The organism is Chryseobacterium gossypii, assembly GCF_041361455.1.
Taxonomy (GTDB): Bacteria; Bacteroidota; Bacteroidia; order Flavobacteriales; family Weeksellaceae; genus Chryseobacterium; species Chryseobacterium gossypii.
Map to the genome: position 1 here is coordinate 1 of NZ_JBGCUR010000039.1, position 25,164 is coordinate 25,164.

Genomic DNA, 25,164 nt, shown 5'->3' on the forward strand with positions numbered 1-25,164 from the left:
TGGATTAAAAAAAACATGAGCAGAAAAAAGACTGTCCTTTTGAGACAGCCTCTTTATTTCTGTTAATCTATTTCTTTCAAAGTGATGTTTTTCGAGATCTTATAACTTTTTTTCTTTTTATGAGGCTTCTCTTCCTCCCCGAGTAATTTTCCCCAGGGCTTTAAGCCATCCACCCTTTCAAAAATTATTTTAAGAATAGCTATGGCCGGAATGCAAAGGAACATACCTGCTATTCCCCAAAGATGCTCACCTACAATAATACCGATGAAAGAGAACAACGCGTTGATTTTTACCTTTGAACCCACTACAAAAGGTAAGACGATATTACCATCGATAATATGTACGGCTATATAGCCGATGATAACATAAATGCACGTTGATGGAGTACCGGTGGCAAAAGCAATGAAACATGAAATTAAAAGGGAAATACATATTCCCAGATAAGGAATCACATTCAGCAGGCCTGTAAGGACTGCCAGTAAAATGGCATATTTTACTCCGAGAATAGAAAGAACAATAGTTGTCAGAACAGAAACAATAATAATCTGGAGACAAAGCCCGATGATATATTTTTTCGTCATTATTCGGATCTCGGTTACCGCTTCCTGCACATTGGCTTTATGTTTTTCCTTAAAAACCGTAATGATGAAATTATTTAAAATTTTTCTATAGTTGAGGATAAAAATAAAAAACAGGATAAAGAAAATAATAAAGCCGATACCGGTAGAAAATATCCCGAAGGTGAACCCTAAGATGACCCCCGATGAAGACAGAAGCTTATTAAGTCCCTGGTCAATATAATCCAGTTGTTCATTAATTTTAACATGGAAGGTATTGGAAACCCATTTTTGGAGGCTGCTGAATACCATGTCAAATTGCATGCGGAGATGGGGCAGATCTTTGCTGAAGCTGGATAATTGTGACCCGAAAAAATAAACCAGCCCCGAAAGAATCACCAGCATGATCATTACAGAGGTCATGGTGGACAAAGATCTTGGGAATCTTAATTTTCTTTCCAGAAAAGTGGCAACCGGTAAAAACAGCATTGCCATTAAAAAAGCCAGAAAGAAAGGTGCCAGAATGCTTTGTCCCAATGCCAGAAGATAGCCGATGCCGATAATGGAAACCACCACCAGGGATAATTTTAGCAGGAAAGGTAATCTGAAGAAGTTCATAAGCTTAAAATCTTTGCAGTATAAAAATAAGAAAAACCCTTCGAATGGGAAGGGCTTTATTTTAATTAACCTGAATCCTTTTCATGATGTCGGCAAATTCTATTCCATCCAGAAAAGCAACAACTTCCGTTATTTTTCCATTCTTCATTTTCATGTACCACGAATAAGAAGAGCGGTAAGGCTTACCATCCAGGGCGGTCGCTTCACCATCCCATAATGCAATGACCATGTCCTTATCCGCAAAAATATTTCTTACCGTGGGCTTGATCTTTACTTTCAGCTTTTTATTAAGCGGAATGATTACCTGATCCAGAAATTCCTGCTTCGAGGTATATACCTTAGAATAGGGTGTGGAGCCTGTGATCTCCCAATGCATATCATCAGTGAGCAGATCAAAGAAGTTCTCGTTCCCGTTATGCCATGCCTGAAATGCTTTGGAGATGATTTCCTTGTTTGCAGACTCTTCTTTGCTGTAGTTCTGAGCCTGCGCTGTTGTAGAAAAGATAATCATAAGAATTAATATTAAAGATTTCATTGGACTAAATTTTTAGATGAACATTAAAACAAGCCTGACATCTGCTCAGGCTTGTTCAGATAAAGTTAAATTGTATTTTCCCAGGCTTTTAGCTGATGGTCCTTAAGCATATCTTCAATCACCTTTGGAACCACATTTCTGAATTTTCCTTCATCAGAAGGTACAATCTCAATCATACGGTCTATCATTTCCTTAGGATCCATTTTCCCTTCCGGAGTGGCAAAGAAGTCATCGAACCCTTTTCGGAGATCAGCCCTTTTGGTAAAGTTCACCTCGTCATCCAGCCATCGGAACGGGTTGTCTGCCATGGTCTCATTGTATCCGGTATAATAAGCACCCGGATTAATGGTCTGTACTTTTATTCCATAAGCGGCGAGCTCCTGTTGTAAGGCTTCTGCAAAAGCCTCCAAGGCGTGCTTGGTAGATACATAGGTACCCCAGTTGGCAGGAGTAAACAGACCTCCCATAGAAGAAGTGAATACCACTTTCCCTTTTTTACCTTCTCTTACCCATCTCTGAACCACACCTTGTGTAAGAACGAGCGGTAAAAAAACATTTACTTCATAATTTTTTCTGACAAGATCAACAGGAATTTCCCATACCGGTCCGGCTTCACCCATCCCTGCATTGTTCCAGAGTACATCAAAGTCCCATTTCAAAGCTTGCTTTATATCATACGGATCAGTAAGATCAAGACGCTCTACCCTGATTTTGTCTGATAATCCCAGGGCGGCTACTTCCTCACGAAGAGGTGTTACCTGAGATGAAACATGCACTGTGGCGATAATATTGTGGCCATTTTTTGCCATACCTATAGCAGCTCCTTTTCCGAATCCTGAGCCTGCACCTGTAATTAAAATTGTTTTTGTTTCCATTGTAGTAAGTTTTTTACGTTAATATTGAATTGTTTAAGATTATTGAATTTTATTCTGATTAAAGATTTCCGCTCCCGCAGTGGCGATTTGCAGATCTTCCGGAACAGCACCACCTGAAACTCCGATATATCCGACGATCTCACCATGTTTTAGAATGGGAAGCCCTCCTGCAAACCCTACCAACCCGTCATTGGTGGCTGTCATTCCATAAGCTCCGGCTTCAGGTTTTAGATACTGACCTACGTTCTCGCTGCTGGTCCTGAAAAGACTTGCCGTTTTTGCCTTTTTGATGGCAATGTCTATTGATCCCAGAAAAGCGTTATCCATTCTTTCAAAGGCCTTAAGATGGCCCGCAATATCCAGAACTGCAATATTTGCGTTCACACCAAGTTGTATCGCTTTTGCTTTTGCCTGTTGTACAACTTCTCTTGATTCATTAAGATTGATTTCCATACTGTTGATTTTTAATTTCTGTTTTGTTGTTTCATTTTGTTGTAGCAAAGTTGCATCAGATCCGGAAGGATTTTTATAGGAAAAAAAACACAGATTTTATGAAAATCAAACCTTTTTAAAATGTATAATATTTTTCATAATTTTAAATATTAAAACTACCTACAGCTATGAAAACAACACTGGACCTCAAAGAAATAGACCTTCTTCGTAATTTCCCTGAACTTACGCCGATTTACAGAGAGTCTCACGATGCCAAACCGATTAAAATATTCAACCGTGAGATTGAAGACTGCAGAAACTATCTTTCTGCCAACAGAAGAGATTTTTATAAAATCTTAATGATAACAGGCGGGGATGGGGTTTTTACCTTAGGGCTGAATAAATATGTAATTGACAGGCCTGCGATAATCTTCATCCATCCCAATGATATTATTTCGTGGCAAAAGACTTCCGGAGATTCCGCAGGATACTACCTCCTGTTCAAGAGGGATTTTATCATCCGATACCCGATGCTGAAAAGCACAATGGAAAGATTCCCTTTGTTTACAGACAAATCGAGAAGTGTAATGTATGTTGAAGAAAATGATTTGTCAGGGTTTATCAGGCTTTGGGAAAGCATGTATAAGGAACAGGACAATGAACTGGGGGATGAGGCTATTCAGGCCTATATCCAGCTGATGATGATAGACAGTGCAAGAATGTCCAAATTTCCCGTTCCGGAAAGTACGGGAGATGAATATGATCATATCCACAGGTTTTTTGGGCTGCTTGAAGAGGAGGTTTCAAATATCAATTATGAAAAGCCTATAAAGCTAAGAACGGCACAGGAGTTTGCGGACACTTTGAAGCTGCATCCCAATTATTTGAACAGGATTCTCAAAAAAAGGACAGGGCAAAATGTAAGTACGCATATCAAGGGAAGGCTGCTGGATGAATGCAAAGCGCTTTTGCTTCAGACAACATGGTCCCTGGAGCAGATAAGCTATGCGGTAGGGTTTTCCGACCAGCCGAATTTTAATTTTTTCTTTAAGAAAAATACGGGATTCACCCCGAATAGCTTTAGAAAATCCATGATTCAATAAATAATAAACACGTCCCATATCCGAGACGCGTTTTTATTGAGAATTAATTATATGTTATAAATTTATTTTTCTATAGCCAGTTCAATGACTTCTTCCATCCTGTTGACGTAGTGGACCTTCAGGGTTTTCAGATAATCTTTCTTTATTTCTTCAACGTCTTTTCTGTTCGCCTCGCAAAGAATTACCTCCTGAATCCCTGCTCTTGTGGCTGCAAGAAGCTTTTCCTTGATGCCCCCTACAGGAAGCACTTTCCCTCTTAAAGTGATCTCACCGGTCATGGCAAAATGAGGTTTTACCTTTTTATTTTTAAAGGAAGAAACCATTGAAGTAAGCATGGCAATCCCTGCAGAAGGGCCATCTTTTGGTGTAGCGCCTTCGGGGACATGCACATGGATATTTTTCTTGTCCAGATCCTCCTGGGGTATTCCAAGCTCATCATGCTTCGCTTTGATGTATTCCAGAGCAATAGTGGCAGATTCCTTCATTACGGTTCCCAGATTCCCTGTCATGGTCAAAGTACCTTTACCGTTGCTTAAGATGCTTTCAATGAATAAGATGTCTCCGCCTACACTTGTCCAGGCCAGGCCTGTAACAACTCCGGGAACCCCCGTGATTTCCGATAAGCTTTTCGGCCTCGGAACACCGAGGATCTCATCAATCTTGCCGATGGAGATTTTCGGATCATATTCTTTCATTAATGCTGTTTGTAAAGCAACCCACCGTGCGATGGCCGCAATCCTTTTTTCCAGGGTTCTTACACCGCTTTCTGAAGTATGTGCTTCAATGATATGCTTAAGCTCTGAGTTCCCAAGCTTGAAGGATTTTGATTCCAGCCCGTTTTCTTCCTGCTGTTTTCTGATGAGATGCCTTTTGGCGATTTCTATTTTTTCTTCCAGGGTATAGCCGGCGATCTGGATAATCTCCATTCTGTCCAGAAGCGGGGTCTGTATGGTTGAAAGTGAGTTTGCCGTTGCAATAAACATTACTTTAGACAAATCATATCCCATTTCCAGGAAATTGTCATAAAAGGACTTATTCTGTTCGGGATCAAGGACTTCCAGAAGCGCAGAGCTCGGGTCTCCGTGGATGCCCTGGCCTACCTTGTCTATTTCATCCAAGACAATCACAGGATTGGAAGTGCCTGATTTTTTGATAGACTGAAGTATCCTTCCAGCCATCGCTCCGATATATGTTTTTCTGTGCCCGCGGATCTCGCTTTCGTCATGCAGGCCACCCAGGGATAATCTTACGTATTTTCGGCCTAAGGCATCAGCAATGGATTTTCCCAAAGATGTTTTACCCACTCCCGGAGGTCCTACCAATAAAAGGATAGGAGATTTCATGTTGTTTTTCAGTTTCAAGACAGCCATGTGCTCAAGAATCCTTTTTTTGATGTCTTCCAGTCCGAAATGGGCTTTGTCTAATATTTTTTCAGCCTTTGCAATATCAAAGATATCTTTGGTATAAGTTTCCCAGGGAAGATCCGTAAAGAAATCCAGATAATTTCTCTGAACGTTATAGTCCGGTGAATTAGGGTTCTGACGCTGCAGCCTGTTGATTTCCTTTTGGAAATGCTCTTCGACTTCCTGGCTCCACTTTTTTGTTTTAGCCTTATTGATCAGGTCTTCAACATCGCTTTCCGGCCCGCCTCCCAATTCCTCCTGGATGGTTCTGATCTGCTGATTCAAAAAATATTCTCTTTGCTGCTTGTCAAGATCTTTTGAGGTCTTCTGATGGATCTGATTTCTTAACTCAAGTTTTCTGAAATCTTCATGCATCATCTCATAACATTTATTAGCCCTTTGCATCAGGCTTTTTTCCTCAAGCAGCTTCTGCTTCTCAACAGATGGGAAATTAGCGTTCGTACAGATGAAATTCAGCAAATCATCATTGCTGTTGATGTTTTTTATAGCAAAATTAGCGGCATTTGGAATATTCGGGTCCAGCTCAATGATCTTCAGAGCCAGATCTTTAATGTTTTCCAGCAATGCTTCATATTCCTCCTTATCCTTAGGCCTGGTATCTTTTAGCTTGGAAATTTCAGCTTTAAAATAAGGCTGTGTTTCAATGATCTTTTTTATCTTAAATCTGTGGAATCCTTTGGTAATGGCAGTAATATTGCCTTCAGGGAGCTTTATTATTTTAATGATTTTGGCTAGGGTACCCACCTGGTGCAGATCTTTTTCCGTCGGCTGTTCCAAATCTGAGTTCTTCTGGCTTATAATCCCGATCAGGTTTCCGTTCTTTTGTGCATCTTCCAGAAGCTGTATGGAGGCTTTCCTTCCTGCCGTGATAGGGATAACCACATTAGGGAACATTACCATATTTCTTACAGGAAGTATAGGGAATATTTTCTGCTCGGAGTTTTTATCAGTTTCCGAAAAGTCAGAAAGATTGATTTCTTCAGCTACAATATCAAATCCATCACTTATCATTTCTTCAAAACTAATATCTTCAAATTCTGTCATACTATTGAAATGACAAATTGTCATTTTCTTTTTAAATCGTTAAGGATAATATTTCAAATATGTCTAAATGTGTATAACATATTATGTTGATCTAGAATGCGCAATACTTATGCCATTTGTTTTTTGGTAAAAAATATGGCCAAAATTTCCTTTTTCACATAATTTAAATTTTAAAAATTAAAAAAAGGTTTCAGATTTCTGTAATTTCTTAAAAATGTGTATTTTCGCAAACTGATAAAAAACTATAATTTATATAATGGCAATTTTAGGACAGATTAGGAATAGACCTTGGCTTTTGATGGGAGTAATTGCACTGGCACTTTTAGCGTTTCTGGTGAACCCCAATACCATTGATAAGGTTTTTGGTAAAAATCCTGATGTTTTAGGAAAAGTGAATGGTGAAAAAATTACCCGTGAAGAGTTTAATGATCAACTTTTCGTGCTACAACAACAGGCTGAGCAGCAAGGGCAACCCAAAAATGGCCTTGAAGAACAGGCTTGGCAGCTATTGGTGCAATCAAAGCTTATCAAACAACAGTTTGAGAAAATGGGCTTCGAAATGACGGATGATTATTTCTGGAATCAGATCCAGTATGATCAGATGTTTGCCCAAAACAAGCAGTTTTTTGATGAAAAAGGTAATTTCAAAACCCAGGAGCTTAAAAAACAAATAGAAGACTTAAAGGCAACAAGCCCTGAGGGGTATAACCAATGGCTTAAAACCAGAAAGTCTATCGAATACAGGTTAATGGCAAGACAGGTGTTTACCAACATTTCTGCCGGGATTACCACGGGAAAGAAAGAAGCTGAAGAACTGATGAGACAAAGAGATCAATTGGCGGATATCGATTTCGTAAAAGTGGATTATGCCTCATATCTTCAGAAAAATAATATCAAGGTGACTACCGAAGATCTGGCTAATTATATCAAGCAGCATCCCGTGATGTTCAAGACAGAAGCCAGCAGAAACCTGGGTATTGTATATTTCCCTTCCAAGCCTAGTGCCGCAGATGATGCAGCCGCCAAAAAGGAAATTACTAAATTATTCTCGGTAGGTACTGATGCAAGCGGAGGCAAAGAGAATTTCCAGAATACCACCAATGATTCCATGTTTGTAATGGCTAATTCTGATATGCCGTTCAATAACCAGTATTTAAAGCCAAACCAATTGCCGCAAACGATTCAGGGGCAGATTGCTACGGCTGCGATCGGGCAGACTTTCGGGCCTTACAAGGAACAGGATTTCTATGTGGTATCTAAGCTTTTGGATAAGAAGACTTCGGATTCTACATTATCAAGACATATTCTTATAGCATATAAAGGTAGCCCTGCAGGTGAGGGCGTTACAAGAAGTAAAGAAGAAGCGAAGAAACTCGCCGACTCTATCGGAGCTGTTGTAAAAGCCAACCCTTCTAAATTCACTGAGTTCCTTAAGCTTTCCAATGACCCGAACTCTGCAGCACAAGGTGGAAGCTTAGGATGGACTACTCCGGAAACTCCTTTCGTGCCTGAGTTTTTAACTTATCTGGCTAATAATCCTAAAGGAGCTACAGGGGTTGTGGAAACCCAGTTTGGGTACCATATCATCAATATTGAAGATAAAAAGCCGGGAGCAATGGGGTATAAAGTTGCTAATCTGGTGAAGGCGATCAAACCTTCTGATGCTACGGAAGCCGATACTGATAAGAAAGCAAGAAGATTTATCCAGCAGGTACAAGGGAAATCTTTCAATGATTTCGTGAATATAGCCAAGAAAAGTAATTATCAGTTTTCTAACCCTAAAACGGCCAAGAGATTTGACGGGCAGTTACAAGGTTTAGGAACAGATAAAGATCCTGAAATTTTAGCATGGGCTTTTGATAAGAAAAGATCCAAAGGAGATACGGAATTCTTTACCGTAGAGGGAACAGGAGATAAAATTGTGGTATACCTGAATGGCATCCAGGAAAAAGGAACGGCAGATCCTGAATCTGTAAGAGATCAGATCGAATTTGTAGTTAAAAATAAGCTGGCTGCAAAACAGATTTCTGATAAAATTGCAGCAGCAAAAGCTTCCGGGCTGGACCAGATCGCAAAATTGTTTGGTACAACAAAACAATCTGCCCAGGTTAATCTGCTTAATCCGTCAGTAGCCGGAGCAATGGAGCCTAAAGTGGCAGGTGCGGCATTCGGAGTTGCCAAAGGAAAGCTTTCCAAGCCGGTGGAAGGAGGAACGGGAGTATACGTTCTGGTAAAGAAAGGTGAAACAGTAAATAAACAACCTGGTGACCTTAAGCAATTTACCGAGTCCATATCCCAGAGAAATGCAGGAATGTTTGGCCAGGCCTGGCTGAAGAGCTTACAGGATAATGCAGACATTGATGATTACAGAATTGAGATCTGGAATAAGCTGGGGACTCAACAATAAATAAAAAATTGATTTTCATTCCATAAAAAGCGGCAAAAATACTGCCGCTTTTTTATATTTAACGCAGAGCAATAAAGAAAAATAATTAATTTAAAATGTATTATATTTGCTCATTAGAAAAAATTTAGCAAGTGAAGTTCAGTAAAGAATTAAAAGCTGGTGTAATCGCAATTTTAGCTGTTGTAGGCTTTGTATTGTTATTTCAATTCATGAAAGGCAGAAGCCTTTTTACTACCGACAATATATTTTACGCAAAATATGACAATGTGGAAGGATTAGCCCAATCTGCGCCCGTATCCATCAATGGATTGAAAGTAGGGCAGGTGGATAAAATCATCCCGCGAACCGCTAAGACCGGAAAAATTGATTTCATCGTAAAAATTACCGTTGACAACAATTTTGAGTTTTCAAAAAATTCAACATTAGAGATTTTTGAACCGGGATTGATGTCGGGGAAAGAGATGAGGATCAATCTTGTTTATGGTGGGGCCATTGCCAAAGATGGAGATACCCTGAAAGGTGCATTCAGACTGGGGACATTGGGAAGCCTTTCTTCCCAGGTGGGGCCGGTAAAAGACCAGCTGCAAAGTGTTTTGCACAGAGTTGACTCTTTAATGCTGAACGCTAACCAGATAGTGGATGCACGCAACAGAGAGGAAATAAGGGCATTGCTGGCCAATCTTAATAAGACTGTTGCAGCGTTGCAAACTACTGCCGGAAGCGTAAATAACCTGGTAGGGCACAATGACCCTAAGCTTCAAAAAGTACTGGATGACGCAAGCCTTACAATGCAAAGCGGAAAGGTTACCCTGGATAAATATGGCAACCTTGCCGAAAGCATAGACACCCAGAAACTCAATGCCACTATTGCCAGCCTTGATGCAACCGTTGGTAAGCTTAATCAGGTGATTGCAGGAGTAGATAATGGGCAGGGGAGTTTAGGTAAGCTGATGAAAGATGAGCAGCTTTATAATAACCTGAATGCCGCGTCTACTAACCTGAATTCACTGATTGAAGATATGAAGGCCAATCCGAAAAGATATATCAACTTCTCGGTTTTCGGAAAAAACAATAAAGATTAATATACCTGCCATGCAATATATCGATAATATTATTTTTCTGATCTTATTAGTTGCGGGTTTCGGGCTGTTTGCAAAAAGCTTGCAGAAGATTTATAGAAATATCAGATTAGGAAGAGAGATCAACCGTAGCGACAGAAAGGATGAACGATGGGCAGTAATGTCCAGGGTAGCACTCGGGCAGAGCAAAATGGTAAAACGCCCGATCGCCGGTATTTTACATATTTTTGTTTATGTCGGTTTCATCATCATTAATATAGAACTTATCGAGATTATTGTTGATGGTCTGTTCGGAACCCATAGATTTCTTGCATCTGTTCTGGGGCATGGCTTTTACAACGCCTTTACGGCAACGCTGGAGATCCTGGCACTTTTAGTAGTGATCGGTGTAGTGATATTCTTTATCCGTAGAAATTTTTATGGGGTAAAAAGGCTGACCATGAAAGAGCTTTTCGGATGGCCAAAGCAAGATGCCAACTGGATCCTTATCATTGAGTTTGCCCTGATGGTGGCCTTCTTTACCATGAATACATCAGACTGGGTTTTACAGCAGAGAGGCCTTCTTGCCGAACATGGAAGTTTCCCGATCAGCGCTACGATCCTGGCGCCTATTTTCAGTAATTTTGGTGATGGTTTTCTGTTTTTCGCGGAAAGAGGAGCATGGTGGTTCCACTTTGTAGGGATCCTGTTCTTTATGAATTATCTTTATTATTCAAAACATTTACATATTATCCTGGCTTTTCCGAGCACATGGTATGCTAATCTTGAGAAGAAAGGCAAATTCAATAACCTTGAATCTGTGACTAAAGAAATTAAGCTGATGATGGATCCTAATGCTAACCTGTATGCCGCACCGGCAGAAGGGGAAGCGGAAACACCATCAAAGTTTGGCGCGGAAGATGTGTTTGATCTGAACCAGGTTCAGCTACTGAATGCCTACTCCTGTACTGAATGCGGAAGATGTACCTCAGTATGCCCCGCGAACATTACCGGTAAAAAGCTTTCTCCACGACTGATTTTGATGAAAACGAGAGACAGGCTGGAAGAAGTGGGCCGAAATATTGATAAGAACGGAAAATTTGTTGATGACGGCAAAAAGCTCTTGAATGATTATATCACTAAAGAAGAGCTTTGGGCATGCACCACATGCAACGCCTGTACAGAAGCATGTCCTGTATTGCTGGATCCGCTTTCCATTATCTTTGATATGAGAAGATTCCTGGTAATGGAACAGTCTGCTGCTCCTCAGGAACTCAACCTGATGATGACCAATGTGGAGAACAATGCCGCACCGTGGCAGTATAACCAGGCAGACCGTCTGAACTGGGCGAATGATTAAATAATCAGAAATGAAAAGAATAATTTTTGTTCTTCTGCTGATCTGTTCACTTTTCCTGACGGCTCAATCTGCTGATCAGAAAAAGATCCATGAAGATGCAAGCTCATTTGTGGCTTTGATGAAGAATAAAGACTATGAAGGAATTATGGAGCTCGCTCATCCTGCAATTTTTGAAAAAGCGGATAAACAGACGTTGATCAATATCTTTAAATCAGTGCTTGAAGGTAATGGGGATTACAAGATGGAAGTAGCTGATGTCAGTGCGGATGCCTTTAAGGTGTCTGATATTTTTAATACCAAAGAAAACGGGAAATATGCATTTGTAATGTACCCATTTAAGATGAGGATGTCTTTTCTGAAAGAAAAGTTTGATGATGAAAAAAAGAAGATGATGACAAATATGATGGAAGTACAGGGAATGAAATCAAAATTTATTGATGACAGTACCGTGGAAATAAGTAAAGAGAGTATGATTATCGCTGTGAAAGACAAGACAACGCATAATCTGTGGAAGTATATCAACTATGATAATAACAATGCTCTGTTTGCGTCAATTGTGCCGGTGGAAATCATGAAGGCGGCCAAGGAATATTATGGTGATTTTTTAATTAAACAAAAAGAAAATGCAAATTAAAACAATGGCAGAATATGCTGCCGAAGGGAAATCACCTGAAGTTTTATTTTGGGTGGGCTGTGCCGGAAGCTTTGACGACCGTGCCAAAAAAATTACGAAAGCATTTTGCAAGATACTAAATAAAATAGGTGTTGAGTTCGCTGTTTTAGGCCAGGAAGAAAGCTGTACGGGGGATCCTGCCAAGCGTGCGGGGAACGAGTTCGTTTTCCAGATGATGGCTTTAACGAACATTGAGGTGCTTAACGCTTATGAAGTAAAGAAAATCGTTACGGCCTGTCCTCACTGCTTTAATACACTTAAAAATGAATATCCGGGTTTGGGAGGGAATTATGAGGTTGTTCATCATACGCAATTCCTGAAAAAATTAATGGAGGAAGGAAGACTGAAAATAGAGGGCGGATCTTTTAAAGGAAAAAGAATCACTTTCCATGATCCGTGCTATCTGGGAAGAGGCAATGATGAATATGAAGCACCAAGAATCTTGCTGGAAAAACTGGATGCAGAGCTTGTAGAAATGAAGCGTTGCAGAACTAACGGACTTTGCTGCGGGGCAGGAGGAGCACAGATGTTTAAAGAACCGGAAAAAGGTAATAAGGACATCAATATTGAGAGAACGGAGGAGGCTTTATCCTTTGAACCCAAAGTGATTGCAACAGGCTGCCCGTTCTGCAATACCATGATGACAGATGGAGTAAAGCATTTCAATAAAAATACGGAAGTTGCCGTAAAAGATATCGTTGAGCTTCTTGCAGAGGCGGAAGATCTTTAAGATAATAATGAAATATAACTTCGGAACTCAAGAAATATTCTTGGGTTTTGTTGCTTAATAGAGTCAATTATAATTCTTAATTTTACACTTTAAATTTATCGGAAATGAAAATCGAAGAATCTAATATAGTAGAAACCAATGACTACAGGGTTATCATATATCCTGCTTCAAGGCCATTCACGACCAAAGAGGCGAAAACGATTACTGAAAAGCTATTTGACTTTTTAGCTACCTGGGCAGCTCACGGGAAGCCGCTTTCCTCATCTTTCAAAATTGAAAAAAACCAGTTCATTGTGGTTTGTGTGGATGAAGAGAAAGAAATGGCCTCAGGCTGTAGCATCGATGCTTTGGGAAAGGTAATGAGAGAAATAGATGAGGAATATCAGCTGGGGCTGTTTGACAGAATGAAGGCAAGTTTTGTAGAGGATGGCGAAGTAAAAACTTTAAAGCTACAGGATTTTAAATCAAAAATAAGAAACGGTGAATTATCGAAAGATATCGAGGTGTTTGATTTTTCAAAAAACACATACCTCGATTTTCTTAGCCATTTCCTTCAGCCTTTTGATAAAAGCTGGGCAGCTTCCATAAAATAATTCCTTATTTAAGGATAAAACAAAAAGTGGAAGTATTTCCACTTTTTTGTTTTAGTATATTTGCAAAATCCGATAAATCATTTAGAAGATTGTAACAAGGATATAAAAATAATGTCAAAAATACTTTTTTTAACTACGGCGCATCAATATAATGATGACAGGATCTTCCACCATCAGGCCAAAGAGCTCAGCAAGCGTGGTGAGCAGGTGAAGATCTGCAGCCTGTGTTCGGATTATAAAGGTATCATTGACGGTATTGAAATAGAATCCTATCCTATTTTACAGCAAAGCTCGGAGCTGAAAATAAAAACCTTTCAGGAAGTTTGCCGCTCTTTTCAGCCGGATTGTATCATCTGTTCAGAGCCTCTTGCCGTAATTGCCTCAGAAAGCTTTAAAAAAGATAAAGGCAGCATTATTTACGATATTACGGAATGGTATCCTTCCATGAGGATGCTACGTCCCTATTCCTTTTTTATGAAATTCTTTCATGCGGTTAAATTTTTCATGATCCAGCTGTATGCAGGATATTTAAGCGATTATTTCATTTTCGGGGAATCTACCAAAAAATTTCCCCTGGCTTACTTTTTTCCGTTCAAAAAAAATATCATACTACCTTATTTCCCGGATGATGCGTATATTTTTAAAAACATTAAGAAGCTTGACCCCGATAAGATAACCTTATGCTATACAGGCCAGATCTCGAAGGAAAAAGGGATTGAAAATTTTTTTGAGGCGATCGGCAGACTACGCAGGAATAAACCGGAGCTGGAAATCTCCATTTTAATAATCGGAAGCTCCAGGACCGAGAAGGATGAGAAATATTTTAATAATTTACTGAATAAATACCGGTGGGAAAATATCCGGATTGAAAAGCCCGCCTCATTTGAAACCTTTACCAGGGCTTATGCGGAAGCGGATATATGTTTTGATTTAAGGGAGATGACTTATGAGAACCATCACTGCCTGCCCATCAAGATATTTTATTACGCGGCTTCCGGGAAGCCGGTTATTTATACGGATCTAAAGGCCACACGGCTTCATGTGGATGTTTCGGAATTCGGTTTTTTGGTTGATCCCGAAGATTCCGGTTCCATAGCGGATATCATTGTGGGGTATGTGGATGACCCTGAGTTGTATGAAAAGCATGCGTCAGGCGGCCGAAAGGCGTTTGAAGAAAAATATAACTGGAATATCATACGGGATTCTTTTGTTGACTTCATCAAACAAGCGGTAAGATAAGATGAAGAAAAAAACTATTCTTAAGACTTTTGCTTCCCGGTTTTTAATTTTAGGATTAAGCTTTGGTCTTGTCATATACTCAACCAATATGTGGGGGAGTGAAGGAAAAGGGATCATTTCCCTGGTTATTGCAGACTTATCGTTTATCAGCTTTTTTACAAATATTTTTGTAGGCAGCAGTGTTACTTATTTCGCCTCAAAATATAAAACAGAGCAGATCTTGCTTTACGCCTATTCCTGGTCCGTATTGGTGGGGATTGTTATGCCTGTTGTCTTTGCGTTTACCCATACCGTCGAATATCTGGGTTATCTGATCGGTTTATCCGTTTCCTCCTCTCTTCTTGCAGCCAATATAAACCTGTTTGTAGGGCAACAGAATATCCGGATGTTCAATCTCTACACATTGCTGCAGCAGGTGGTTCATATTGTATTGATCCTGATATTGATATATGCTGTGAATATGAGGTCGGTATCGGTTTATTTTCTTGCCCAGGCCAGCTGCTATGTGATACTGTTTATAATCAGTTCTTTCCAGGTATTGCGGCATTGTGATACAAGGAATATCTTATTTTCCGTATCCATCCGGAACGCCTTATTCGATTATGGCTGGAAAACACAATTGAGCGCATTTCTTCAATTTTTAAACAGCAGGTTATCCTATTATTTTTTAGAATATTTCAAGGGTATTGTAAGCGTAGGGATTTTTTCCGTCGGGATAGCCTTTTCTGAAGCTATCTGGACGGTCAGCAGAAGCCTTTCCGTGATTCTTTATGCAGAAGTAGTCAACAGCAGTAATCCTGCGACAGCCATCGAGAAAACAAAGATTTCTATGAAGATAAGTTTTTTAATCACGGTATTATTCATTACGGTGATCTTGCTAATGCCCGCACAGCTTTATGTGCTGGTTTTCGGAAAAGATTTCTATCAGACCAAACAAATCACCTTATTATTGTCACCGGGGATACTGGCTATTGCGGTAAGCAATATTATCGGCTATTATTTTGCAGGGATCAATAAATTGAGAATCCTCAACGTTAAATCTGTTATTGGGCTTATATTTACTATTGTCTCTTCTTTTTATATAGTGCCGCGTTGGGGGATATCCGGAGCCTGCATCGTGACGTCCGTTTCCTATTGCCTTTCATCGGCTTTGCTTTTCTGGAGATTTTACCGGATCACAGCATTCAGCTTCCATGATTTTATTCTTTCGAGGGCGGAAATTGATTTATTACTGAAGAAATTGTTGAAGAAATAAAACTTAAGCTTTATCTTTGTTGAGATGAGAAACATTGTTTTTGGGATCCTGGTGGTATTTTTTGCGCTTCTGAGCTGTAGGAGTGATGATGACTCTATCCAGAAAATAGACCAGATATTCAATCTTTATATGAAGACCGGCACAGGGCGGGATCTGCTGAAAAAAGATAAGGATCCAACCTTGTATTATTTCTCAGGCTACACGATGAATGATGAGCTTGGAGAAACGGATAATATCCCGGTAAACAGCTCCCTCAAGATGACCCCTGATTCCTTGTTTTATATAAAATATATCGCAGGAGCCAGGAGGGTAGGATTGGACACCCTGGATCCGAACAATAAAATATACCATTCAGTTATTACCTTATCATTGAGGAAAACGGTGAACAATGTGGTGACGGATACCATTGAAGACAGATTAGAGATTCAATACCGCTGGACACCCTCTGTATTTGAGGTCTCGAAGGTTTACTACAATGATACCTTGAGGTTTACAAAAGAACCCGGAGCATCAAATACCGTTACTATTATAAAATAATTTTAAATTTGCAAAACTTAATTAGCCATAATGCTAATTTCTAATATTTAACATCTAAAAAAAATGTTACAGGTTAATTTTTTACGCGACAATAAGGAACGCGTTTTAGAAGGTCTTAAGAAAAGACAGTTCAAAAATCTTGAATTGGTGGATGCAGCTATTGCTGCCGACGATGAAAGAAAAAAAATTCAGTTTGAATTGGATTCCCAACTTTCTGAGATCAATAAAATCTCAAAAGAGATCGGGATTTTGATGAAAGAAGGAAAAAAAGAAGAGGCGGAATCTGCAAAATCTAAAACAGCACAATACAAAGAGTCGAGTAAAGAATTACAATCCCAGCTGGACAGCAAAGAAAAGACTTTACTTGATATTTTATATCAGATCCCGAACATTCCGAATGAACGGGTAAAAAGCGGAGCGTCAGCAGACGATAATGAGATAGTGTATCAGTCTCATGATGTGGAAGGGCTTGGTGAAGGAGCGATCCCGCATTGGGAGCTGGCTAAAAAATACAACCTTATCGATTTTGAACTGGGAGTAAAGATTGCCGGTGCCGGTTTCCCCGTTTATCTGGGTAAAGGAGCAAGACTGCAAAGAGCCCTTGTCCAGTATTTTCTGGATAAGAATATTGAAAAAGGCTATATTGAAGTTAATCCCCCTCATGTGGTGAATGAAGCTTCAGGCTACGGAACGGGGCAGTTGCCGGATAAGGAGGGACAGATGTACCATATCGGGTTGGATGACCTTTATCTGATCCCGACGGCAGAGGTTCCTGTAACGAACCTCTACCGGGATGTGCTATTCGAGGAAAAAGACCTGCCGGTAAAAAATACGGCATTCTCTCAGTGCTACCGAAGAGAAGCGGGAAGCTATGGAGCGCATGTAAGAGGCCTGAATCGTCTTCATCAGTTTGAGAAGGTGGAAATCGTAAGAATTGAAAAGCCGGAGAATTCCTATGCCGTTTTGGAAGAAATGGTAGAACACATTAAAGAGATCCTGGGGGATCTTGAACTCCCTTACAGGGTATTAAGGCTTTGCGGCGGAGATACAGGCTTTGCTTCTGCGATGACCTATGATTTTGAAGTTTGGAGCGCGGCTCAGGAAAAATGGCTTGAAGTAAGCTCCGTTTCCAACTTTGAAACCTTCCAGGCTAACCGCTTGAAATGCAGGTATAAGGCAGACGGGAAGTCCCAGCTGGTTCATACCCTCAATGGTTCTGCTATGGCCTTGCCAAGAATCATGGCGGCTCTGCTTGAGAACAATCAGACGACAGAAGGGATCAGGCTGCCTAAAAAAATAGCTGAATATGCGAGATTCGATATGATCAATTAAAATATTACATAAAAAAGTCCCCTTCCAGTTCGGAAGGGGATTTCTATAATAAAGATTCTGATTATTACAATCTTAAACGCCAAGTAATGATTTTTCAAGTCTGGGGATTGGTGAAAACTTTATAAAATTTAAATCCTTGGAGATATAATCATCTTTCATAGGTTCTTCTCTTACCAGATCCGTACTCAGGTATTTCTTATTATCGTCGGGAAATAAGGTCACTACCACTGCCTCATCTCCCAACTCTTCTTTCAGTTTTATAGCGCCGATTACATTGGCCCCGGAGGATATGCCCATAGCCAGGCCCAGCTGTTGAGCCAGCTTTTGGGCTACAATGATGGAATCTCCGTCTGCTGCACAAATAACTTTATCCAGTCCGTCCAATTGAACGATGGCGGGGATAAATTCATCGGAAATCCCCTGTATACGATGAGAACCAACTTTATATCCGGTTGTTAAAGTTGGGCTTTCCATTGGTTCCAAAGGGTGAATCTTAATTTCCGGGTTATGTTTTTTCAGTTGCTTGCCTGTTCCCATAACCGTTCCTCCTGTGCCCACCCCGGCAACAAAGGCATCAGCCTTCAATCCCTTTGAAGCCAGCTGAAGGACTATTTCCCTTCCCGTTGTCAATTCATGGGCTTCTGCATTGTATTTGTTTTCAAATTGGCGAGGCAGGAATACTCCACCTTTGGCAGCCAGCTCTTCACTTAGCCTGATGCTGCCTAAGAAGCCTCCCTGTTCCTTTGAGATAAGCTCTATATCTGCTCCCATGCTTTTTATAATGTCAATACGCTCTTTACTCAGCCAATTAGGCATGATGATCTTTACCCGGTGTCCCAATGCCCTGCCAATGGCGGAGAAGGCAATTCCGGTATTTCCGCTCGTGGCTTCAATAATGGTATCGTCCGGGTGGATCTGGCAATTCAGGTAAGCTTTGTAAAGAATATATAAAGCCATCCGGTCTTTGATGCTGCCGGTAAGATTATAATTTTCGCATTTTACATAAATTTTTCCCGGCTTCCCTTTATAATTGTAATGTAATTCCAACATCGGGGTATTGCCGACTACAGACCACAGGTGTTTAAATCTGTTGTCTAATTCAGGTGACAAACATGCACCGATTTCAATTTTTTCTTTTAACATAAATGTTTTTTTGATGTAAAATTAGGTTTATCCCATTTTTTATTCAATGGGGTCGCAATAAATCAATAAACAATCTGGAAAATATTTTTAAAACAAAAAATATTCCAGCTTTTTTTGATAAATTAGTATAGCAACCAAAAAAAATCAAGATGAAACCGGACCAGATCGATATCAAATTATTAAAGCTGTTGCAGGAAGATGCAACATTAAATAACAAAGAACTGTCTCTAAAGCTGCATTTATCAATTGCGGCCATACACGAACGTGTAAAGAAGCTTAAAACCAACGGCTACATCAAGAAGACCGTGGTGCTGCTTGACAGAAATAAAATAGGGCTGGGGCTTATTTCCTTTTCTCAGGTTTTTTTAAAAGCTCATACTTTTGAGGTACTACAGGAGTTTGAGAAAGAGGTGGTGAAGCTTCCTGAAGTGATGGAGTGTTATCAGATCGCGGGCTCGTACGATTTTATGTTACGGATAATCACTAAAGATATGGACACATACAATACCTTTCTGCGTCATACATTATCCCTGCTTCCGCATGTCAACACTGTGCATACTTATTTTGCCTTATCGGAGGTTAAAAGTACAACGGCCTATCCCCTTGAGTGCTAGCTTTTATTCTGTTACGATCACGATTTCCTTGTCCGCATCTTTAAGCCTGGCACTATCTTTATCAAACAGCGCCTCAAGATCGTATTGTATTCGCACGGAATGATCGTCGATCTGTTTAAACCAGTCATGCTTTCCTGTAACAGATTTTATTTTATTTTCAAATCTTAAAGTGGTTCCGATATTTTTAAAAAACATCAACATCATGCCTTCTATTTTCCCCATTGAGCCGTCATCGGTTTCCATTTCCGGGTTTTTGGACGCCAGGGCTGCCTGAAGGCTCTTAAGATTGAAATTTTCCGTATTAATGATCAGGGTTTTTCCGTCCCAGTTGTTGAATACATTCTGGTCGATAGGAAGTTTTTCCTCCTGATTAAGATTGTTCAGGGCCATATAATCCTGGGTGTTGAAATGGTCCATCTTTAAAGAAAAACCGGCAACTTCATTTCCCTCTTTATTAGATTTCATAAAGATCTTTTTCATGATCCTGACAGAATCCGGATCGGTAGCCTTCAGTTTTCCTTCCTTTTTATCCATATCATACAGGCTCGTCCAAGTTGTCGGAAACTTATCCATCTCTCCGAATTCTTTTTGGTCCTTTAAAGAATCCGGGGTCATGGCTTTCATTTCTTTCATGAATTCTCTCACATCAATGTCCATTACCGTTGTGGAGGATAAATCTTTATGATATACAATCTCAGAATTGATATTGCACGACTGTAATGTAAGAATACCAAGAAAGGCAATAACAAAAGAAAAGACTGCTTTTTTCATGATCATGGTAATAATTATTAATGGCAATTTGTATTAGAGTGCAGATGAGTACTATGATCGCCGGGTAAATGGCAATCCCCGTTATTATCCCTGGATATGGTCATTGCTTCTGCTCTTGGAGAGATATAGGGAATACCCAGCTCCAGTCCTCTGATGATAAATAGCCCTCCCAGCACGATCATGATCACAGGAACGGCTTTAAGCACTTTTACCCTGAAGGCCTGGTTCATCAGGTTTCCGGCAAGCACAACGGCAAACATAAACGGAAGTGTTCCCAGCCCGAATAAAGCCATATACAAAGCTCCCTGCCATATCCCACCGCTTGCAAGGCTCGCTGTCAGAGCCATGTATACCATGCCGCATGGAAGAAAGCCATTAAGGATGCCTGTTGCAAATCTTGACCTGTAATCCGCTTTCTGAAGCAGCCGTCCGAGATTTGATTTTACGGAAAACAGGAATTTTGAAAAGAAAGGTATTCTTGAAGCGAAATCTTTTCCGCCAAAAGAAAATACGGCCATTATGATCAGTAAAATTCCAACACCGATCGTTAAATACCGCTGGAAACCTGCCATTTCAAAGCCTTCACCAATAATGCCGAGGATGGCGCCCAGAAATGAATAAGTGAAAATCCTGCCCAGCTGATAGGTGAGATTCTGAAGATAGAAATTGGCTGCCTGCTTTTTGGTCAGTCCCATTGACAGGGCAATAGGGCCGCACATTCCGATGCAGTGAAAGCCGGAAGCAAAACCCAGTCCAATTGCTGATACAATAAATGCTATTTCCATATCACATCAAAATCCATCCGATAGTCTGTTTTATCCTTAGTCCACATCAGCCTTAATGTATAATTCCCCACCTTCAATACCTGGGAGGGTATCAAAAAGGATTTGTTGGCATCAAGCTGCACAGATTTTTTTATATCCAAATTCTGATCGTCGGTTCTGTTTAAAACAAACTTTACCGTAGTATTCGAATTGTCATGGCTCTGAGGAAAGGTTATTTTAATCCCTTCCTTATTCTGACTGTAAACAGGCTTTTCCTGCAGCGTATCAGCCCTTTTTTTAGCATCTATTACATCCTGGTACTGTAATTCTTCTTCATAATAATTATCCGTTACCATTTCGGAGTTTTTCTGTCCGTTCGGGAAGAGAAAAAGCATAGACAAAATAAATATTATGAATGCCGCAAGTGCGATTACAATACCGTGTCCCCAACTAAAATTTTTCATCTTTAGAATTTAAAATTGTAATTTAAATGGTCCTTCAAAGTAGGTTTGATAAGAATCTATCAGTTTGCCTTTCATATCATATACACCAATGGTAATATTCTGTTTGGACAGCTTCATTTCATCCTCCGGGAAACTGATATTGATCGTTCCCTTTGTTATTTTATCCCTTTCTACCGGGATCTTGCTTGAGCCACTATAAATAATTTCTCCGTGAACGGGTTCAATCACCTTTATCGTTACGATCTTTTTCTCATTGGTCTTGTTCAGGAAAGTATAGTTGTAGGTATTGGTGATTTTACCGTCCCTTACAAAAAAAGTACTTCCGGCAGGTTTAATGAATTTAGCTTCCATTTCCCCGCGGTTGTAAAGAAGATAGCCAAGGAAGCCTACCAGCAGGACCAGAATTAAGGCAAAACCTTTCATTCTTCCGGTAAACCTGAACGGAATCTGTTTTTCGATCTCGTTCTCGGAAGCGTACCTGATCAGTCCTTTCGGGAGCCCCACTTTTTCCATTACTTCATCACAGGCATCGATACAGGCAGTACAGTTTACACATTCCAGCTGCTGTCCGTCTCTGATATCAATCCCCGTAGGACAAACCACCACACATTGATGGCAATCAATACAGTCTCCCTTTCCGGCAGCCTTTCTGTCTTCACCTTTCCTCCATTTTGCTCTGTTTTCTCCTCTTTTAAAATCATAAAATACATTGATGGTGTCTTTATCAATGAGCACTCCTTGTAATCTTCCGTATGGGCAGACCAGAGTACAGACCTGCTCTCTGAACCAGGCAAAAACAAAATAAAATGCCGCAGTGAAGAGAATCATGACCATAAAGTTGGTAGGATGGGCAAACGGCCCTTCCGAAACTATTTTCAATACTTCCTCGTAGCCCACGATATACATAAACATAAAGTGGGTAATGATCAATGAAATAATGATATATATAGACCATTTCAGACCTCTTTTCCATATCTTCTCGCTGTTCCACTCCTGTCTGTCGAGCTTCATTTGCTTATTCCTGTCTCCTTCAATAGCATATTCTATCTTACGGAAAATCATTTCAAGGAAAATTGTCTGAGGACATATCCATCCGCAGAAAATTCTACCGAAAGCAATCGTAAATACAATAATGAATATTAAAGAGGCAATGGCGCCCAGTGTAAGAATGAAAAAATCCTGCGGGTAGAACGGCTGCCCGAAAATGAAAAATTCTCTATCAATAACATTGAATAAGATCAGCGGATTACCATTGATTTTTATAAATGGTACCGCAAAATAAATAACTAATAATATATAGCTTACAACATTTCTATAGTTGGTGTATCTCCCTTTTGGTTTCCTCGGAAATACCCATTTTCTTTTTCCGGATTGCTCCATTGTCCCTATAGAATCCCTGTAAGTCTCAGGGTCCAGAACCTGTCCCTGTCCACCACGTACTTCTATTTCTTCTATGTCTGACATCTTGTTGTATATTTAAAAAAAGAAAAACATAATTCGCTACTATTTTTTTCTAATAACAAATTATGTTTTTTTCCATATGTTTTTAATTTTTAATTATTCTTTTTCCCAATGTGCTTCTGTTCCCTGAGGAGCGGCTCCACCTTGAGCTGGGGTTATCGGAGGCAGCTCCTGATTGATGTGATATACATAGGCTGCAATCTTTTCAATCTCTGCTCCGGAAACTTCTCCGTTTTTACCGAAAGGTCTCATCGACGGATTGTTAGGAGAACCGTTCCAGTCCATATGGAAAACGTTTTTGAATAGGGTTTTTTCTGGCATGTTGATCCAGTAGTTATCCGTTAAATTCGGACCGATACCCCCTCTACCGTCTTCCCCGTGGCAAGAGGCACAGTTTGTTTTAAATAATTCCTTACCTTCCGGGATATTGTCAGCAGAATATTTTGCTGTTTCAATCGTCACAGGAGGCTGGGTCTTCTGATATTCTTCAATACTGGCGATCTGCTCTTTGTATTCTGTTTCATATTCATTGATAGGATGAGCAAAATCGGTAAAAGAATAAGCTGCAACGTATACAATACAAAAAGCAGTCCCAAAATAGAATAATCCTACCCACCATTTCGGCAGCTGGTTATCCAGCTCCATGATTCCATCGAAACCATGGTCGATAAGGATATCCTTTTCCTCATCAGCAGATTGCTTTTTGAATGCTGCATTATATAATCTCTTGAAATAAGGAACTTTTTTCTCCGCTAAATAGGCGGCTTTTTCTTCAGGTGATAATTTCTTGAATTTGTTATTCTCAATAAGATCCCCGATCGCGCTGTGGATATAAGCTAAAATAGCACTTATCACAACAGTTCCCCAGAAATATGGCGAAGCTAAAAACGAATAGCTTTGTACAAACAGATAATAAAAAACTATTAAAAGTCCAATTATTATTAGGATGTTTACAAAAACCGGTGTTCTTTGTTTCATAATAGTTGTTGCTTAATTTTTTGAATTAAATTCGTCTTCATCATCCTGCAGAGGAGCTTCTTCTTCTTCTTTGTAATACTTTTTAGGCTTGCTAAATACATATATTACCAGAGCCACGAAGAACAGCATAAAGAAAATCAGAGCCAATGTCTGGTAAAAGCCAGCATTTTCTGTATTGGATAATATATCTTTGAAGTTCTGCGGAATCATTTGAACCTTTTAATGTTTAGTTATTACTTGCTGTTTTTATTTCTGTTGTTTTGATATCGGTACCCAATCTCTGTAGGAAAGAAATAAGAGCTACGATCTCTTTTTTCTCCAGTTCGCCTTTAGGCCTCTTGGCATAGGCTTCTTTCAGGTCATTGGCTTCAGAGAAGATATCTTTTACGATTTTGGAAGCCTGGTTATCTGCCCATTGGTTGGCCGAATCGATCTCAGCTTTAGTATATGGCACATCAAACGCGCTCTTCATCAATATCATTTTGTCAACCATTTTAGATCTGTCTAAATTATTGGCGATCAGCCAAGGGTAACGCGGCATAATAGAACCTGCTGAAGTAGATCTCGGGTTATACATATGCTTATAGTGCCAAGAACTAGGGTTTTTACCACCTTCTCTCTGTAAATCCGGACCTGTTCTCTTTGAACCCCATAAGAAAGGTCGGTCATATACAAATTCCCCTGCTTTAGAGTACTGTCCGTTTTTACCGTTAAACCTTACCACCTCATCTCTGAATGGTCTTACCATCTGTGAGTGGCAGGCATTACAGCCTTCCCGGATATAGATATCTCTTCCCTCCAGTTCAAGTGGAGAATATGGTTTTACCGCTGCAATGGTAGGTACACTTTTCTTAAGAGACAGGGTAGGAATGATCTCTACCATACTTCCTATGGATATCGTTAAGAAAGATAAGATACCCAGTAAAAGTGGCATTCTTTCCAGCCAAAGGTGCGTTCCTTCACCCTCTTTACGCTTATTGCTGATATTGGCCAATGCAGGAGCCTCTGCAGGAACCTCTTTCTGGAATGATCCTTTTCTTACTGTAGCCACAAGGTTGATCACCATAAGAATGGCTCCGGAAAGATACAGGAATCCGCCAAAGAATCTCATTTTATAATAAGGAACGATTGCCGTTACCGTGTCCAGCCAGTTTTTCCAAACCAGTGTACCGTCCGGGTTGAACTGCTTCCACATCA

25 protein-coding genes are annotated in these 25,164 nt (G+C 40.0%); 12 read left to right on the top strand and 13 right to left on the bottom strand.

From position 1 onward, the window contains the following. Positions 1–62: 62 nt before the first annotated feature. The 4 genes from ABMQ40_RS15470 to ABMQ40_RS15485 form a co-directional block, all read right to left on the bottom strand. Complete coding sequence (locus ABMQ40_RS15470; RefSeq protein WP_370901195.1) at positions 63–1,175, bottom strand: AI-2E family transporter; 1,113 nt, start codon at positions 1,173–1,175, stop codon at positions 63–65. Positions 1,176–1,236: 61 nt separating this feature from the next. Further along, complete coding sequence (locus ABMQ40_RS15475; protein ID WP_370901197.1) at positions 1,237–1,710, bottom strand: nuclear transport factor 2 family protein; 474 nt, start codon at positions 1,708–1,710, stop codon at positions 1,237–1,239. A gap of 65 nt (positions 1,711–1,775) precedes the next feature. Then, on the bottom strand, positions 1,776–2,585 hold the full coding sequence (locus ABMQ40_RS15480; RefSeq protein WP_370901199.1) for an SDR family oxidoreductase: 810 nt from the start codon (positions 2,583–2,585) through the stop codon (positions 1,776–1,778). 39 nt (positions 2,586–2,624) lie between these two features. Beyond that, a complete protein-coding gene (locus tag ABMQ40_RS15485; RefSeq protein ID WP_370901201.1) occupies positions 2,625–3,038 on the bottom strand; it encodes a GlcG/HbpS family heme-binding protein in 414 nt (137 codons plus the stop codon). Between the two features lie 167 nt (positions 3,039–3,205). Here ABMQ40_RS15485 and ABMQ40_RS15490 point away from each other — a divergent pair, with 167 nt between their 5' ends. Next, positions 3,206–4,120 (top strand): AraC family transcriptional regulator, encoded by a 915-nt coding sequence (locus tag ABMQ40_RS15490; protein WP_370901203.1) that lies wholly within the window; start codon positions 3,206–3,208, stop codon positions 4,118–4,120. A 62-nt stretch (positions 4,121–4,182) separates the two neighbouring features. On the opposite strand, the gene lon is transcribed toward ABMQ40_RS15490, so the two are convergent. Next, a complete protein-coding gene (lon, locus tag ABMQ40_RS15495; RefSeq protein ID WP_370901205.1) occupies positions 4,183–6,588 on the bottom strand; it encodes an endopeptidase La in 2,406 nt (801 codons plus the stop codon). A gap of 256 nt (positions 6,589–6,844) precedes the next feature. Between lon and ABMQ40_RS15500 the strand changes: the two genes are divergently transcribed. The 10 genes from ABMQ40_RS15500 (at position 6,845) to serS (ending at position 17,772) form a co-directional block, all read left to right on the top strand. After that, a complete protein-coding gene (locus ABMQ40_RS15500) occupies positions 6,845–8,995 on the top strand; it encodes a peptidylprolyl isomerase (protein WP_370901207.1) in 2,151 nt (716 codons plus the stop codon). 131 nt (positions 8,996–9,126) lie between these two features. Next, positions 9,127–10,077 (top strand): MlaD family protein, encoded by a 951-nt coding sequence (locus ABMQ40_RS15505; protein WP_370901209.1) that lies wholly within the window; start codon positions 9,127–9,129, stop codon positions 10,075–10,077. Between the two features lie 10 nt (positions 10,078–10,087). Continuing rightward, complete coding sequence (locus ABMQ40_RS15510) at positions 10,088–11,413, top strand: 4Fe-4S dicluster domain-containing protein (RefSeq protein WP_370901211.1); 1,326 nt, start codon at positions 10,088–10,090, stop codon at positions 11,411–11,413. Between the two features lie 10 nt (positions 11,414–11,423). Further along, positions 11,424–12,047 (top strand): hypothetical protein, encoded by a 624-nt coding sequence (locus ABMQ40_RS15515; protein ID WP_370901213.1) that lies wholly within the window; start codon positions 11,424–11,426, stop codon positions 12,045–12,047. Further along, positions 12,037–12,816 (top strand): (Fe-S)-binding protein, encoded by a 780-nt coding sequence (locus tag ABMQ40_RS15520; RefSeq protein WP_370901215.1) that lies wholly within the window; start codon positions 12,037–12,039, stop codon positions 12,814–12,816. The genes ABMQ40_RS15515 and ABMQ40_RS15520 overlap by 11 nt, the downstream gene beginning before the upstream one ends. A gap of 104 nt (positions 12,817–12,920) precedes the next feature. Then, the gene (locus ABMQ40_RS15525; protein WP_370901217.1) at positions 12,921–13,409 is read left to right on the top strand and encodes a hypothetical protein; all 489 of its coding nucleotides are present in this window, start codon (positions 12,921–12,923) and stop codon (positions 13,407–13,409) included. A gap of 111 nt (positions 13,410–13,520) precedes the next feature. Then, positions 13,521–14,648 carry a glycosyltransferase gene (locus ABMQ40_RS15530; RefSeq protein WP_370901219.1) on the top strand — a complete coding sequence of 376 codons (1,128 nt, stop codon included), beginning with the start codon at positions 13,521–13,523 and terminating at the stop codon, positions 14,646–14,648. Position 14,649: 1 nt separating this feature from the next. Then, positions 14,650–15,903 carry an MATE family efflux transporter gene (locus tag ABMQ40_RS15535; RefSeq protein WP_370901221.1) on the top strand — a complete coding sequence of 418 codons (1,254 nt, stop codon included), beginning with the start codon at positions 14,650–14,652 and terminating at the stop codon, positions 15,901–15,903. 24 nt (positions 15,904–15,927) lie between these two features. Further along, the gene (locus ABMQ40_RS15540) at positions 15,928–16,440 is read left to right on the top strand and encodes a hypothetical protein (RefSeq protein ID WP_370901223.1); all 513 of its coding nucleotides are present in this window, start codon (positions 15,928–15,930) and stop codon (positions 16,438–16,440) included. Positions 16,441–16,503: 63 nt separating this feature from the next. Then, positions 16,504–17,772 carry a serine--tRNA ligase gene (gene serS, locus ABMQ40_RS15545; protein WP_370901224.1) on the top strand — a complete coding sequence of 423 codons (1,269 nt, stop codon included), beginning with the start codon at positions 16,504–16,506 and terminating at the stop codon, positions 17,770–17,772. A 72-nt stretch (positions 17,773–17,844) separates the two neighbouring features. Here serS and ABMQ40_RS15550 read toward each other — a convergent pair whose 3' ends face one another. Further along, positions 17,845–18,915 carry a PLP-dependent cysteine synthase family protein gene (locus ABMQ40_RS15550; RefSeq protein ID WP_370901226.1) on the bottom strand — a complete coding sequence of 357 codons (1,071 nt, stop codon included), beginning with the start codon at positions 18,913–18,915 and terminating at the stop codon, positions 17,845–17,847. Positions 18,916–19,064: 149 nt separating this feature from the next. Between ABMQ40_RS15550 and ABMQ40_RS15555 the strand changes: the two genes are divergently transcribed. Then, the gene (locus ABMQ40_RS15555; protein ID WP_370901228.1) at positions 19,065–19,529 is read left to right on the top strand and encodes an Lrp/AsnC family transcriptional regulator; all 465 of its coding nucleotides are present in this window, start codon (positions 19,065–19,067) and stop codon (positions 19,527–19,529) included. Between the two features lie 3 nt (positions 19,530–19,532). Here ABMQ40_RS15555 and ABMQ40_RS15560 read toward each other — a convergent pair whose 3' ends face one another. From ABMQ40_RS15560 to ccoO, 7 genes are all read right to left on the bottom strand, one after another. Then, positions 19,533–20,300 (bottom strand): hypothetical protein, encoded by a 768-nt coding sequence (locus ABMQ40_RS15560; protein WP_370901230.1) that lies wholly within the window; start codon positions 20,298–20,300, stop codon positions 19,533–19,535. Between the two features lie 17 nt (positions 20,301–20,317). Further along, complete coding sequence (locus ABMQ40_RS15565) at positions 20,318–21,085, bottom strand: sulfite exporter TauE/SafE family protein (protein ID WP_370901232.1); 768 nt, start codon at positions 21,083–21,085, stop codon at positions 20,318–20,320. Further along, on the bottom strand, positions 21,076–21,528 hold the full coding sequence (locus tag ABMQ40_RS15570) for a FixH family protein (protein WP_370901234.1): 453 nt from the start codon (positions 21,526–21,528) through the stop codon (positions 21,076–21,078). Before ABMQ40_RS15570 ends, ABMQ40_RS15565 begins: the two co-directional genes overlap by 10 nt. A 9-nt stretch (positions 21,529–21,537) precedes the next feature. Further along, positions 21,538–22,992 (bottom strand): cytochrome c oxidase accessory protein CcoG, encoded by a 1,455-nt coding sequence (ccoG, locus tag ABMQ40_RS15575; RefSeq protein WP_370901236.1) that lies wholly within the window; start codon positions 22,990–22,992, stop codon positions 21,538–21,540. Between the two features lie 93 nt (positions 22,993–23,085). Further along, complete coding sequence (locus tag ABMQ40_RS15580) at positions 23,086–23,967, bottom strand: cbb3-type cytochrome c oxidase N-terminal domain-containing protein (protein WP_370901238.1); 882 nt, start codon at positions 23,965–23,967, stop codon at positions 23,086–23,088. 12 nt (positions 23,968–23,979) lie between these two features. Next, on the bottom strand, positions 23,980–24,177 hold the full coding sequence (locus ABMQ40_RS15585) for a cbb3-type cytochrome oxidase subunit 3 (RefSeq protein WP_370901240.1): 198 nt from the start codon (positions 24,175–24,177) through the stop codon (positions 23,980–23,982). 16 nt (positions 24,178–24,193) lie between these two features. Then, positions 24,194–25,164 (bottom strand): cytochrome-c oxidase, cbb3-type subunit II (gene ccoO, locus ABMQ40_RS15590; protein WP_370901242.1); only part of this gene is annotated, 971 nt, incomplete at its 5' end.

What these genes read in the sequence shown, in the direction of transcription:
- ABMQ40_RS15555 (WP_370901228.1), top strand. Translation starts at nt 19,065, where the DNA reads ATGAAACCGGACCAGATCGATATCAAATTATTAAAGCTGTTGCAGGAA.
- ABMQ40_RS15480 (WP_370901199.1), bottom strand. Translation starts at nt 2,585, where the DNA reads ATGGAAACAAAAACAATTTTAATTACAGGTGCAGGCTCAGGATTCGGA.
- ABMQ40_RS15560 (WP_370901230.1), bottom strand. Translation starts at nt 20,300, where the DNA reads ATGAAAAAAGCAGTCTTTTCTTTTGTTATTGCCTTTCTTGGTATTCTT.
- ccoG (WP_370901236.1), bottom strand. Translation starts at nt 22,992, where the DNA reads ATGTCAGACATAGAAGAAATAGAAGTACGTGGTGGACAGGGACAGGTT.
- ABMQ40_RS15530 (WP_370901219.1), top strand. Translation starts at nt 13,521, where the DNA reads ATGTCAAAAATACTTTTTTTAACTACGGCGCATCAATATAATGATGAC.
- ABMQ40_RS15535 (WP_370901221.1), top strand. Translation starts at nt 14,650, where the DNA reads ATGAAGAAAAAAACTATTCTTAAGACTTTTGCTTCCCGGTTTTTAATT.
- ABMQ40_RS15565 (WP_370901232.1), bottom strand. Translation starts at nt 21,085, where the DNA reads ATGGAAATAGCATTTATTGTATCAGCAATTGGACTGGGTTTTGCTTCC.
- lon (WP_370901205.1), bottom strand. Translation starts at nt 6,588, where the DNA reads ATGACAGAATTTGAAGATATTAGTTTTGAAGAAATGATAAGTGATGGA.
- ABMQ40_RS15550 (WP_370901226.1), bottom strand. Translation starts at nt 18,915, where the DNA reads ATGTTAAAAGAAAAAATTGAAATCGGTGCATGTTTGTCACCTGAATTA.
- ABMQ40_RS15520 (WP_370901215.1), top strand. Translation starts at nt 12,037, where the DNA reads ATGCAAATTAAAACAATGGCAGAATATGCTGCCGAAGGGAAATCACCT.
- ABMQ40_RS15515 (WP_370901213.1), top strand. Translation starts at nt 11,424, where the DNA reads ATGAAAAGAATAATTTTTGTTCTTCTGCTGATCTGTTCACTTTTCCTG.
- ABMQ40_RS15500 (WP_370901207.1), top strand. Translation starts at nt 6,845, where the DNA reads ATGGCAATTTTAGGACAGATTAGGAATAGACCTTGGCTTTTGATGGGA.
- ABMQ40_RS15540 (WP_370901223.1), top strand. Translation starts at nt 15,928, where the DNA reads ATGAGAAACATTGTTTTTGGGATCCTGGTGGTATTTTTTGCGCTTCTG.
- ABMQ40_RS15570 (WP_370901234.1), bottom strand. Translation starts at nt 21,528, where the DNA reads ATGAAAAATTTTAGTTGGGGACACGGTATTGTAATCGCACTTGCGGCA.
- ABMQ40_RS15525 (WP_370901217.1), top strand. Translation starts at nt 12,921, where the DNA reads ATGAAAATCGAAGAATCTAATATAGTAGAAACCAATGACTACAGGGTT.
- ABMQ40_RS15475 (WP_370901197.1), bottom strand. Translation starts at nt 1,710, where the DNA reads ATGAAATCTTTAATATTAATTCTTATGATTATCTTTTCTACAACAGCG.
- ABMQ40_RS15485 (WP_370901201.1), bottom strand. Translation starts at nt 3,038, where the DNA reads ATGGAAATCAATCTTAATGAATCAAGAGAAGTTGTACAACAGGCAAAA.
- serS (WP_370901224.1), top strand. Translation starts at nt 16,504, where the DNA reads ATGTTACAGGTTAATTTTTTACGCGACAATAAGGAACGCGTTTTAGAA.
- ABMQ40_RS15470 (WP_370901195.1), bottom strand. Translation starts at nt 1,175, where the DNA reads ATGAACTTCTTCAGATTACCTTTCCTGCTAAAATTATCCCTGGTGGTG.
- ABMQ40_RS15580 (WP_370901238.1), bottom strand. Translation starts at nt 23,967, where the DNA reads ATGAAACAAAGAACACCGGTTTTTGTAAACATCCTAATAATAATTGGA.
- ABMQ40_RS15490 (WP_370901203.1), top strand. Translation starts at nt 3,206, where the DNA reads ATGAAAACAACACTGGACCTCAAAGAAATAGACCTTCTTCGTAATTTC.
- ABMQ40_RS15585 (WP_370901240.1), bottom strand. Translation starts at nt 24,177, where the DNA reads ATGATTCCGCAGAACTTCAAAGATATATTATCCAATACAGAAAATGCT.
- ABMQ40_RS15510 (WP_370901211.1), top strand. Translation starts at nt 10,088, where the DNA reads ATGCAATATATCGATAATATTATTTTTCTGATCTTATTAGTTGCGGGT.